The sequence below is a fragment of the Pseudoalteromonas sp. S3260 genome (assembly GCF_005886925.1).
GTDB classification, from domain to species: domain Bacteria; phylum Pseudomonadota; class Gammaproteobacteria; order Enterobacterales; family Alteromonadaceae; genus Pseudoalteromonas; species Pseudoalteromonas tetraodonis.
Genome location: NZ_PNCV01000001.1, coordinates 1 through 12,021, shown reverse-complemented (window position 1 = coordinate 12,021; position 12,021 = coordinate 1). Strand labels below are relative to the sequence as shown.

General features: G+C 41.6%; 12 protein-coding genes, 1 other RNA gene and 2 pseudogenes. 8 read left to right on the top strand and 7 right to left on the bottom strand.

What is annotated here, in order from left to right:
• Window positions 1-5: 5 nt before the first annotated feature.
• Window positions 6-1,151 (bottom strand): patatin-like phospholipase family protein, encoded by a 1,146-nt coding sequence (locus tag CWC14_RS00065; protein ID WP_016899295.1) that lies wholly within the window; start codon window positions 1,149-1,151, stop codon window positions 6-8.
• Window positions 1,152-1,497: 346 nt separating this feature from the next.
• On the opposite strand from CWC14_RS00065, the gene CWC14_RS00060 reads away from it, so the two are divergent.
• The 6 genes and pseudogenes from CWC14_RS00060 to CWC14_RS19540 all read left to right on the top strand — a co-directional run bounded on the left by CWC14_RS00060 (window position 1,498) and on the right by CWC14_RS19540 (window position 4,280).
• Window positions 1,498-2,376 (top strand): DUF3014 domain-containing protein, encoded by an 879-nt coding sequence (locus tag CWC14_RS00060; RefSeq protein WP_138560603.1) that lies wholly within the window; start codon window positions 1,498-1,500, stop codon window positions 2,374-2,376.
• A gap of 139 nt (window positions 2,377-2,515) precedes the next feature.
• Window positions 2,516-2,612: signal recognition particle sRNA small type (gene ffs / locus CWC14_RS00055), an RNA gene on the top strand.
• Between the two features lie 267 nt (window positions 2,613-2,879).
• Window positions 2,880-3,038: pseudogene (locus tag CWC14_RS19555) on the top strand (Tn7 transposase TnsA N-terminal domain-containing protein); the annotation flags it as partial.
• A gap of 153 nt (window positions 3,039-3,191) precedes the next feature.
• Window positions 3,192-3,374 carry a hypothetical protein gene (locus CWC14_RS19550; protein WP_249928659.1) on the top strand — a complete coding sequence of 61 codons (183 nt, stop codon included), beginning with the start codon at window positions 3,192-3,194 and terminating at the stop codon, window positions 3,372-3,374.
• The gene (locus CWC14_RS19545; protein ID WP_249928658.1) at window positions 3,367-3,756 is read left to right on the top strand and encodes a hypothetical protein; all 390 of its coding nucleotides are present in this window, start codon (window positions 3,367-3,369) and stop codon (window positions 3,754-3,756) included. Before CWC14_RS19550 ends, CWC14_RS19545 begins: the two co-directional genes overlap by 8 nt.
• A gap of 17 nt (window positions 3,757-3,773) precedes the next feature.
• Entirely contained in the window at window positions 3,774-4,280 is a 507-nt protein-coding gene (locus tag CWC14_RS19540; protein ID WP_249928657.1) for a TnsB C-terminal domain-containing protein, read from the top strand.
• A gap of 225 nt (window positions 4,281-4,505) precedes the next feature.
• Here the strand turns inward: CWC14_RS19540 and CWC14_RS00040 are convergent, their stop codons facing one another.
• Both CWC14_RS00040 and CWC14_RS00035 read right to left on the bottom strand, forming a co-directional pair.
• Window positions 4,506-5,729, bottom strand: coding sequence for an MFS transporter (locus CWC14_RS00040; RefSeq protein WP_138560601.1), 1,224 nt, complete (start codon window positions 5,727-5,729; stop codon window positions 4,506-4,508).
• Window positions 5,730-6,317: 588 nt separating this feature from the next.
• Window positions 6,318-7,490, bottom strand: coding sequence for an alpha/beta hydrolase (locus CWC14_RS00035; RefSeq protein ID WP_076922226.1), 1,173 nt, complete (start codon window positions 7,488-7,490; stop codon window positions 6,318-6,320).
• Window positions 7,491-7,613: 123 nt separating this feature from the next.
• Between CWC14_RS00035 and CWC14_RS00030 the strand changes: the two genes are divergently transcribed.
• Complete coding sequence (locus CWC14_RS00030) at window positions 7,614-8,513, top strand: LysR family transcriptional regulator (RefSeq protein ID WP_138560599.1); 900 nt, start codon at window positions 7,614-7,616, stop codon at window positions 8,511-8,513.
• A gap of 577 nt (window positions 8,514-9,090) precedes the next feature.
• Here CWC14_RS00030 and CWC14_RS00025 read toward each other — a convergent pair.
• A complete protein-coding gene (locus CWC14_RS00025; protein ID WP_008464865.1) occupies window positions 9,091-9,546 on the bottom strand; it encodes a PaaI family thioesterase in 456 nt (151 codons plus the stop codon).
• 404 nt (window positions 9,547-9,950) lie between these two features.
• Between CWC14_RS00025 and CWC14_RS00020 the strand changes: the two are divergent.
• A pseudogene (locus CWC14_RS00020) lies at window positions 9,951-10,088 on the top strand (response regulator); the annotation flags it as partial.
• Window positions 10,089-10,162: 74 nt separating this feature from the next.
• Here the strand turns inward: CWC14_RS00020 and CWC14_RS00015 are convergent.
• Genes CWC14_RS00015 through CWC14_RS00005 form a run of 3 tightly spaced genes read right to left on the bottom strand, consistent with a single transcriptional unit; the run spans window position 10,163 to window position 11,974 of the window.
• Entirely contained in the window at window positions 10,163-10,564 is a 402-nt protein-coding gene (locus tag CWC14_RS00015) for a DUF6691 family protein (protein ID WP_076922229.1), read from the bottom strand.
• 3 nt (window positions 10,565-10,567) lie between these two features.
• Window positions 10,568-10,981: a YeeE/YedE family protein gene (locus CWC14_RS00010; protein WP_076922230.1), complete on the bottom strand. Its 414-nt coding sequence runs from the start codon at window positions 10,979-10,981 to the stop codon at window positions 10,568-10,570.
• Between the two features lie 3 nt (window positions 10,982-10,984).
• Window positions 10,985-11,974 (bottom strand): OmpP1/FadL family transporter, encoded by a 990-nt coding sequence (locus CWC14_RS00005; RefSeq protein ID WP_249928655.1) that lies wholly within the window; start codon window positions 11,972-11,974, stop codon window positions 10,985-10,987.
• Window positions 11,975-12,021: the final 47 nt, after the last annotated feature.

Below are 12,021 nucleotides of genomic sequence, written 5' to 3'. Positions count from 1 at the left end.
AAAACTTACTCTAGCTCTAAGAACTTCCTGATTTCAGGGAGTTGTTTCATACCATCGTCGTATCCGATTTGAATTAAATGCTGGGTGTAGCGTTTTTCAAATAACAAATAGCTGGTCAAACTCGACTGAGAGCGCTTTTTTACCCCGATCATACGTAATAAAACTTTTATCGCCCAAGGCATATCATCGTAATACTGCGCGGCAATGGCATTGAAGTTTTGCGATGGATTAATAATAAAGCTATCTATTTGTTTCAACTCTTGATGCTTATGCTTATTGGGCAATAAACCGAGTGTGCGGTTTATTCTGTCCAAGCGCTCTAAATCAGATTGCATGGTGTCGGTAAATACACTGTCGAGTAAATGCCCTGCCACGGCCGAAAGCCCCGGGAAATGTGCAGAGTACCCTGGAGGATGTGGCTCTTTGGGTTGATCAACCCCAATAATAAATATTTTATTTGCCCCTAAGTGAATAGAGGGGCTTAAAGGTGAAAGCTGATGTATTGAGCCATCGCCAAAGTAATGGTTATAAATATTCACACTTGGAAACACCATAGGAATGGCACTTGAGGCCATTAGGTGTTCAACATTGATACGAGTAGCGCGTCCTTCGCGCTTGGCTCGTTGCCAAGAATGCTGAGTATTTGACTGAAAAAAAGCAACAGAATCGCCAGTAGTATAACTGGATGCAGTGATAGACAGCGCCTCTAAATAGTCACGGTGTAAATTACGCTCAATACGATGTAAATCTAGTATATCGTTTAACAGTTTTCTAAGTGGTCGGTTATTTAACAAGCTTGCTGGTGGATGGTTTATATGCTCTGATTGGAAACTGGTTAAAATATTACGGGTAATATGACCAAACACACTTAAAAAGTCGCTTTTATATACCATCGAAGTTGAAAAGTTTTTCCAAACTGTTTCTAGTTTTCTTACCGCTAAATGCATACATGAGGCGTAACATGCTAAGGCCGCAGAATTAATTGCACCGGCAGAGGTGCCATTTATCACTCTAAAGGGGAGCGGGGCGGTTCTGGGCATACTTTGTGCTAACGCTTTCAAAACACCCACTTGATAAGCCGCTCGGGCACCACCACCTGTTAGTAATAAGGCAATTTTAGGTTTACTAGGATCGACTTGCTTAATTTTCATGTTAGGTATTTAAACTGTTCGCTGTCTTTACTTTATTTATTCACTGTAAGTCTTTAAGCTAGAAGAATCAAAGGATATGTTAGAGTCTATTTATCTTTCGAGGTTGAATTTTTAGTAGTGTGTTTTTTTTTTAGGCAAGGCTGAGCCTATGTATTGTGGTTACTTCCCAAAAATAGGCGATAACGTAGCTTGAAAATTAAACATCCTCTACCCAAGGGGGCTGAACAAATTTTAATCCGGAAAGGTCAACAGACCCTACTTATTAATGAATATTAGTGTAAGTTAGGAATTAAATCTGTTTAGAGTACTCTAAACGGTATCGCATTTTTATATTTATGGAGTTCGTATGTCAGATAAACCATCAGAATCAGATGTTCAAAAACGTCCACCGAATAACAACCTTATCTTCGCAGGGGTTATTTTATTAATCATTATTATTGCCGCCGCGTTTGTATTATTAAAACCAAGCGAAGCCCCAGAAACAGTTATGCAGGTTGAAGAACCCATAAAAGAGCAACCCGTTATGGAGCTAAAACCTGAAAACGACCCAGTGGTGGGGGCGCCATCGGTTAAGCCAGAAAAACCTGAAGAGCTAGCGGTGCCAACACAGCGTCCAGACGTTGAGCCAGAGCCTGAGGTTGTACCTCTACCAACATTAAATGACAGCGATCCTGTCGTGGTTGCAAAATTAGATGAATACTTAGGCGATGCGGCAATGAGCCTAGTGTTAAACGATGATGTTATTCGTCGTGGTGTGGTGTTTATCGATAACTTAGCAAAAGGTAAGGTAGCTAAGAAACATACCCCAGTTGTAAAGTTAGAAGAAGGTTTTAGCGTAAACGAAGGCGATATTTTAACCATTGATCCTAATAGCTATGAACGCTACACCCCATATGTAAAAGTACTAACAAGTATGAGTGCCGCACAAGCTGTTCGTTTATATGAAGAATATAAACCGCTAATCAACAGTGCATACACTGAAATTGGCTATGGCGATGATGAGTTTACACAAACACTTGAAGATGCCATTGACTTGCTACTTGATACTCCGGAGCCAAAAGGCAGCTTACCTTTATTGCGTGACTCGGTTACTTATCAGTATGCGTTTTCTGAGTGGGAGCAATTACCCGGTGCACAAAAACAACTTTTACGCATGGGCCCAGAGAACATGAAAAAGGTAAAAGCAGCGCTACGTAATATAAAAGCGCAGTTAGAGAGTAATTAATAACCGCTTTAATAACTAAATACCCTGCGATTGTATATGAAGTATGCAATCGCACTTTCTTTTTTGATTATCCCTTGAATAACAGAGTAAAAGTAGAGATAATCTCAATCGCGCCAACCAAGGCCCTCAATGGTAGTCTTATTGGTCCTCTCGCAACACTAGCAGGCGAACCTGGTCAGGCCCGGAAGGGAGCAGCCACAGTTTGTGACGTGTGTGCCGAGATGTGGCTGGTAAGACTGCCACCCAAATTCCTCATTTGGGTGTTGTTTGAAGTATAAGTTGACATATTTGTACTAAAAGATGGCATAAATTGGAAGTATAAGGTGGCATAGTCTAGTATTTAACCAAATGGTTAGATGGTTGACTCACATGTACAAAAGAAAACTCAAACACTCCCGTGTTAAAAACCTCCATAAATTTGCTAGTCAAAAAATAAATCTACCTGTTTAGTTGAATCCACTTTAGAGTTTGATGCCTGTTTCCATTTTGAATTTTCACCATCAATAGCCGCATTTGAAGCACAACCAATCGGTTACGAATATGAGTTTGATAACCGTATTTGCCGTTACACACCTGACTTTTTACTTACCCACACAGACGGCACGCAAAAATTTATAGAAGTAAAACCGCAAAGCAAAATTGCCGATGAAGACTTTCGTGCACGTTTTATTGAAAAGCAAGCCATCGCTAAGCAGGATGGACGCGACTTAATACTGGTTACTGATAAGCAAATCCGTGTATACCCAACACTCAATAACTTAAAGCTTGTACATCGCTATTCTGATTTTCAGTCTTTAACAGAGTTGCAAGCATCGGTGCTAGAACTTGTTAAGCAATACGGCTCTATTAAAGTGGGCCAGTTAGTTAGCTTTTTAAAAGCAACTGCCGGTGAGCTACTTGCTACAGTGCTACGATTATTATCATTAGGGCAGTTATTTGCCGACTTAACTACAAATGAAATATCAATAGAAACAGCAGTTTGGTCTAATAATGTTTAATGATGGTTTGTTTGATGATGAATTTAACCAGCCGTTACCAAAAGTAGAGACCAAACCACCTCAAAATTACGCCAAAGATTTACAAGCCCTTCCTGAAAAAATTAAAACAACAACATTTGCTAAGCTTAAATATATTCAATGGCTTGAGGCTAATATTCAAGGCGGTTGGACACAAAAAAACCTTGAGCCTTTATTGAAAGTAATGTCCGAAGTTGAGGGAGAAAAAAAGCCCAGTTGGAGAACAGCAGCACGATGGTATAGCGCTTATACCAATGCGGATAAAAATATCATGGCGCTAATACCAAGCCACCAAAAAAAGGTAACAGGGAACGCGAGACAGCAACTGATAAGTTTTTTGAAAAAGCACTTGAGCGTTATTTAGTAAAAGAAAAACCTTCGGTGGCCTCGGCTTACAAGTTTTATAAAGACTTAGTTATTATTGAAAACGACAGTGTTGTTGGCAGTGATTTAAAGCCTTTAACATACAAAGCGTTTAAAAACAGAATAGATAACTTACCGCAATACGAAGTAATGATTGCTCGTTATGGTAAGCGCCTTGCTGATATTGCATTTAATAAAGTAGAAGGGCATAGACGGCCTACCCGAGTACTCGAAAAAGTTGAAATTGACCATACACCGCTTGATCTTATTTTATTGGATGATGAGCTACATATCCCGCTTGGTCGGCCAACACTCACCATGTTAGTAGATGTATATAGCCATTGTATCGTTGGCTATTACTTCAGCTTCAGTGAACCTAGCTACGATGCAGTAAGGCGAGCAATGCTAAATGCGATGAAACCTAAAAATGAAGTGGCGGAGCTATATCCTGATACGGTAAATGAGTGGAAGTGTGCTGGCAAGATTGAAACACTCGTTGTGAGGATCAGGCTCCGAAGGTTCTGATCCATACTCCTTAATTTAGTATATAAACTATATAGTTCATATTTTCTTCTGAATTATTTCAAGATAAGTTCACGCTTCTAGAGTAATTTCTCTAACGAAGTTTTTATCTAGCACTGTGCATAACGTAGAACCAGACTATAACGTTAAGCTGAAAATCCAGCATAATTGCTCAATCAACACGAATGACGGAATTCCGAATGAGCGATAACACGCTGTTTCAGAGTTTTATTTCACCGTCATTCTGGCTGTCAGCAACGTCATAGCAGCAGCAATCAATAGGAGAATTGCGCTCGAAAGGAAGGTACTTTCGTATCCGCTGACATCATATAAAATTCCTCCTACCGTAGAGCCAAGTGCGATAGATAACTGAACCACTGCGACCATTAATCCTCCTCCTGCTTCGGCACTATTTGGGAATGTTTTAGGCACCCAAGCCCACCACCCAACAGGCGCAGATGTGGCAACAAACCCCCAGATAGCTAACAGTGCAATAACTAAACCTTCCAGATGTCCCCACATAACTAAGGAAATTGAGATAGCGGCCATTATCAGTGGAATCGTCACTAAGGTTGTGTAGAACCCGTGTTTGAGGGGGTTATTAATAATTGTCGTACCGATAAATCCAGTCACGCCTATGATCATCAGAGTCATTGATAACGTAGTGGGATCAGTGTGGGTAACATTTTCAAGGTACGGTCTGATGTAGGTGTAGAGGCTGAACTGCCCCATAAAGAAAATGCCTACTGCAATCATTCCGACAACGACGACTGGGCGTCGAAAAAGATAAAAAATAGAGAACACACTTCTTAAATTCATCGTGCGTTTTTCAACTGGCACCGAGGGTAAACTCAACCACTGCCAGACCAATGCAATGATTGAAACCGGGATTAATGCTAAGAAAGCCCCACGCCAGCCAATGAGTGTGCCTAAATACGCACCTAAAGGAGCTGCAATCACCATTGCAAGTGCGTTACCACTATTAAAAATAGCTAACGCACGAGAGACTTTATTTTCTGGAACGAGCCTCATCGCAGTTGCCGCAGACATTGACCAAAATCCACCAATCACAGCTCCAATAATCGCTCGGCCCACCATGTAGATGGTATAATTAGGTGCAATGCCAATAATGGCACCCGATAGCCCCATCATTCCGGTCAGAACCAAAAGTAATGTCTTACGATTGACATTGCCCGCCAGTGTTGAAATAAATAAACTAGTCACCACAGCAAATGCACCGGAGATGGCGATCCCTTGACCAGCCATACCCTCAGTAACGTCTAAAGAACTCGATATTAGAGTCAATAGGCTTACTGGCATAAATTCAGAAGCAACTAGTGCAAACACGCAAAGTGTCATGGAAAAAATACCACTCCAGTAAGCCGGTTCAGTTTTGTTTTGTCTCTGTTCTAAATTAAGTTCTGAGTCCACTCGTTCAACTTTAGAATTCATAAAATCTTTATACCTATCTAAACTTCGGTAAAAATGGCAATGGAATATCTAGCCATCTTTCCATATATTAATTACTTGTGGCTTGTCTACTTTGGGTACGCCAATATTTCATAGCGTAATGCGTCACAACGGCAAGAAGTGAGATGACCGTTAGCCAATGACCAAAAAAAAGGGGTAACAGACGTTTTGAAGTTCCATACATCAAGGCTGTAGTTAAACGTAAGTTTCGTCCATATACCCAGATCCGAGCAACTCAATATGCCTAATGCCACGATATAAGCTACAGCAATGCGAAGAGCTATTTTCCTGTATATATTCTTCACCAAAGATCGGCTCAATCCCATGATTTTCGGCCAGTGAGTTCCTAAATGGACACCTACAATTACCTTTACCCAATAAGCAGAAAACCGAACACTGCTTTAGAAATCACAATACTCGTTATCAACAGAATGAGCATATTGACAAACAAAGCGGCATGAAGAAGTACCGTCACGATGCGGCGCTTGTCCTACCGACCTTTGAGTAAACCATTAAACCAGGATATATGAGTCTTTTAGTTATCTTATGCATCGTTAACTAGCCCAGTTATTAAGCTAAGCTTTTCTGGAAAAACGCCGTCAACTTATCAAATGGAATTTTGTCCATTTGATCATAGAGATCGACGTGATCTGCGTCAGGAATAATCATCAGCTCAGCATTATTAGGAGACAACTTGTGTACATCTTCTGAATAATAACGAGAGTGTGCATTATCACCTGCAATCAATAGCACTGGTCGCGGTGCGATCATTTCTATGTTGGCGTACATAGGGAAGCTAAAGAATGACATTGGTGTCGTGGCAGTCCAAGCTGATGCAGAATTAATACCTCGTGGGTGGAAACCACGCTTGGTACGGTAGTAGTCAAAGAAAATGGCAAGTACCGGGTTTGGGTTCGCAGATAAGGTATCCGGCAGAACACGTTCCCCAGTGACAATATTTCCATTGTCATCGAACGGAACCTCATGGTAACCCAAACCATAACTGCCACGATCGACATCGGCCCAACGTTGCTGACCAAGATAATCCATAACTTTATGGCGTTCTTCCATTGTATAACTGTCTTTGTAGCTACGACTCATGCTTCGAGACATGTCGTACATTGAAGCGGTTGCGACTGCTTTAATGCGTGGGTCGCTCGTTGCTGCGGTCAGTGCCATACCACTGTAGCCACAAATACCAATAACACCAATTCTCTCACGGTCGACATTAGGTAAAGAGCCAAGAAAGTCCACAGAAGCACTGAAATCTTCGGTATTGATATCAGGAGAAGCAACATTACGTGGTTCACCACTACTTTCTCCCGTATAAGACGGATCAAAAGCGAGCGTAATAAACCCTCTTTCTGCCATTGTTTGGGCATAAAGTCCAGATGATTGCTCTTTAACGGCACCAAACGGGCCACTCACAGCTAACGCCGCATGTTTTCCTGTGATATTTATTGGTACATACAGGTCTGCAACCAGAGTTATACCATAGCGGGTTTTATAGCTGACTTTTTTATGCTCCACTTTGTCACTTTTATCGAAGGTCTTATCCCATTCAGTTGAGAGTGTCAGTGTTGGAGCTCCATTGCTTGCAGCAAACACAGAGCCCGAAGTTGATAGAGCGCCTAATGCGGTAGCGTATGCGCCAGATTTTTTCAAAAAGGCGCGTCGAGACGGCTCAACATTTGATAACACCTGTTCTTGTTCAGCATGTTTAGTACTATCTATTAAAGCCATAAGTATGTCCCCTGTATCATCATGTCTTGATTGAATAGCTGATTATTAATTTAAATATTGACACAGATTAAGTAACATGATTAGTAGCATGTAATTTGATGAACTTGTGAGAAAAACTCAATAATGAATTTTACAAAAATTGACGACATACAAGCTTTTCTTGCCGTGGCTGAAGATGAAAGCTTTACCAAGGCAGCTGCAAAACTTGGTATTACCCCATCAGCATTAAGTCATAGAATGAAAAGTCTAGAGGAAAGGCTGGGACTAAGGTTACTAACTAGAACGACTAGGAACGTATCACCTACAGAAGCGGGAGAACGATTAATTACCTCTTTGTCACCCCTTTTTGAGATGATAAATCAGGAGGTGGAAGCTCTGGGAGAGCTAAGAGATAAACCATCTGGCACGATTCGTATTTCGTGTACAGATGATCAAATTGAACTCTGTTTAAGACCTAAACTGGCTCAATTCTTGGAGAATTTTCCTGACGTAACTATTGAACTATACGTCGATTATGGATTTACCAATGTTGTTACCGATAGGTTTGATGCGGGTATTCGTTTAGGTGAATCAATCAATCAAGATATGATAGCGCTTCCCGTAGGTCCCGATATACGCCTCGTTGTGGTTGGATCTCCCAATTATTTCAATCAACACGGAGAGCCTAAAACACCTTACGAGTTACCTGAGCATTCGTGCATTGATATTCGACATCGGCCAGAAGGATCTGTGTATGCATGGGAGTTTGAAAAAGATGGTAAAGAGTTTACTGTTAAGGGTAAGGGGCACATTGTATTTAACAGCATTATACATGTCCTGAATGCAGCCGTTGATGGTATTGGTCTCGGATTTGTTCCTGAAGAACTGGCAAGACCTTATCTGAATGATGGTAGATTAAAATCGATATTAACTGATTGGACACCGTATTTTCCAGGATTTCACCTTTATTACCCCAACAGAAGACAGTCATCACCTGCATTTTTAGCTTTTGTTGAGGCATTTAAACACAAGAGAAACCCGTAAAAAACTACTCTTTACTGGAATATATAATGGTAAGTTTTAACTAGAAACCTGCTGCTTGATTACATGCTTGGAGATAAATTAAATTCTCAAGTCAGTAAATATACTTGACGCCCTTAAACGCAAACCTCAGAAATGTAAATAGGTAATTTATTAAGCTTCAACCAATGGTTGGGCGACGCTGTCGTTAACATTTAACCATAGTTGTCTCACTGCACAAATATCGTTAAGCTATAGGCCCGTTCCTTGCTCGAAACAACGCCTTGGAGCATTTGCATTGACTCGTTTTGGGGCAGAAACAAGTTGATCATGAATGACTGCTCATGGCACTGAGCCGAACTTCGGCAAAGAGCGATTAGCGGACGTTGGACATAACTTTTGCGCAAGTCCGCTTCAGACAAGGGGCGAACGTTCTACGCCCAAAGCAGCGACAGCGTTAGCTGTCCGACTGACTTTGTTTGTTAGCCTCGAATTGCTTCAATGCCTCCGCTGCAGGCCTGAAGTAGGCGTTTATATAAGATTGCAATTGGTAACCACTAATCTTCCCCTCAAATAACTGCCTTTTTTCTTTTAAACGGAGTCAAGCTTTCAGAGAGTTAATTGTTTTAATATTCTCACTTCGTTTCGATGTATAGGGCGGTATAGAGTATGTACCCACAACATGTGCTACTAAATCACTCACCCCCTCAGAGTACAGAGAAACCTCCCCAACCACGAGAGTACGGCCGACTTTTATCAGAGAACATTCCGCAATGATTCGCTCATTTGCCGATGGCTTACGTAAGAAGTTGATGTTAAGGCTAGTTGTTACTGCCAATGGCACGATGCCAATTTTACCAAGTATCGCCACATAAAGTGCCACATCAGCCACACTCATTAAAACAGGCCCCGAAACCGTTCCGCCAGGACGTAATTCATCCTGACCTACATGATGAGATACAGTCGCTCTACCGTTGCTCACTGCTTCCACAACGCATTTACTTTGTGGAAACTCCGATTTCATGAAAGCGATAACTTCTTCTTTTGTAGCTGTCATTGAGACTCCTTAAATATTTATTCACGTTTATATGCACCTGGTGAAGCGTTGCTCCAAGACTTCTATACCCCATTTTGAGCCTAGTTTCTCTTCCACCAATGCAAAGCCCTGACTTTCGTAAAGATATCGAGCTGCATTAAGCCCTGAGAAAGTCCATAAGTTGATTTGGACGAAACCCTGAGCATCGGCAAAAGCTAATGCCCAAGATCTTCACTATCAATGGCAACAGATGGATTTTATCGTCCCGTTTGATCGTCCAAATCTCATTGCTTGGGTTATCTAGCCTTCCAATAAATTCCGCCATGCTACTCGCCACTGAACATGCAAATTCCCGACCAAAATCAGCCACTGTCGTGTAATAATGGGCATGCATCTCCGTAACACGTGCAATCAACCGGCTTTGAGTATCTATAGTGGCGATCACTGCAAATGCTTATGAAGAAGATAAGCAGCGCTGTTTAATTGTTGGTATGGATGACTTTATAGCCAAACCCTTTAATAGCGATGATTTATATACAGTGATTGGTAATATACTCAGTTGAGCAGCAGCTGAAGAGCACACAGCATAGATCACGGTTAGCATGCTAAGTGGCCGAGGCGTGCTCGGCAATTCATATTATACTTTTTTGGTCAGCCACATACCGCCAAGTACTGAAGCAAAAAATAACCAAAACTCTGTTTTAAGTGATACCAGTTGTACAAGCCCGGGGCCCGGGCACACGCCGCTTAAGCCCCAACCTAAACCAAATAAAATAGAGCCAGTAATTAACCGCGTATCGACCTTTTTTAAATCGCTAAGGCTTAGTTTGTCGGTAAACACCGGCGTGCCTTTTTTAGTGAGCCAAAACCATGCGCCCATCATAATGGTCATTGCAACAGCCATAACAATAATTAAGCTACCGTCCCATTGCTGATTAAAAGTGAGAAAGTTAAGCACTTTATCTGGGTTGGTCATGCCACTAATAATTAGTCCCAAACCAAATACAAACCCTAAAATAAGCGTAATAATTGCGTGCATGATTTACCCTACTAAATTAGCGGTGATAATGGCGATTGCCATAAACGTACAGGTTGATACCCATGAACGAGCCGAAAAGCGCGACATACCACACACGCCGTGACCACTGGTGCAGCCATTCGCTAACGTGGTTCCCGCACCGACCAAAAGCCCTGCAATAATAATCATCCAAGGGGATAAGCTTAATTCACCTACTAACAGCTCAGGGGCAAATAATTGTATAAATACACCTGCTAGTAATAACCCCATCATAAAACAAAGTTTCCAACGAGAAGCTGCTGCCAGTGGATTAAAAATTGATTTTATAAGCCCTGAAATTCCCGCTACTTTACCAAATAAAACCAGTAATAACGCGCAGGCTAGACCAATTAAACCACCGCCAATAGCCCCAGATAGTGGTGTGAATTCGGTTGTCATCGTTTAAATCCTCCAAGCAAGGGATACACCCAATCCTGATTGTTCCATTGAAATTGATAGTTGTTGATTAGGCGCTAAATAGTTTGCACCTGTTACATTTTTAGAAGGTGAATAAAAAGCCATTGCGTTAAATTGCACCGCGTCACTAAGTGCATGACTAATGCCTGCTGTAAAATGCCATTCTTGCACACCGGGCGCTAAAATATTAAATAAAATGTCAGATGATGGAATGGGTTGCTCGGTATAAGAAGCACCAAACCTAATTTTTTGTTGCTCAGTGCGTTGCCATTGATAACCCAGTTTATAAATACTCATATCGTGCCAACCAAAGCCTGCTCCGGCTTCAGCCCCTAGTGGCGCTGACATTAAATTAGTAACAGGGTTGGCGATACTTTTTACTTCACTGTAATTTATTTTTTGCCAATCAAACACCACTTGGTGCGATGGTAAAAACTGCCAAGCGGTACCGAGCTGAATAGAGCTTGGTAAATCAAACCCGCCTTGCTCTGCAAACAGCCCGCTGTAACGGTCAAATTTATCCATAGACACTGATGAACGGTAACTGGCGCCCCAGCTAAATGACGAATTAATAATGTGGCTGATCCCAAGTTGTATTCCAATGCCTGTGCTGGTATCAACGCCATTATTAGACAGCGCCTCTGGCGCTTGCGAAAAAGCGGCAAAATTTGCCAAACCTTGTGCTTCAAATTGTTGCACTACATAAATAGCAGATACACCTAGGCGTATTTGTTCATTTAATTGATAGCTCATGGTTGGGCTGACAAATAACTGTTTTAAGTCAACACCAGTGGTGCCGCCATAAAATGTGCCTTGAGGGGCAGAATCAGCCACATATTCTGTGTTCATTCCGCCGTTACCGTAAACTAATAGGCCAATATTAATGCGCTCATTTAGTTGATGGCCAATAGCAAATTCGGGAATTGCAAATAAGCTGTTATCACTTTTTTTGGTGGTTGCGTCCAAATACAGCACGGCTAGCGCATTTTAATCCCAGACTCTAGCAGGGTTGAGCGGTAATC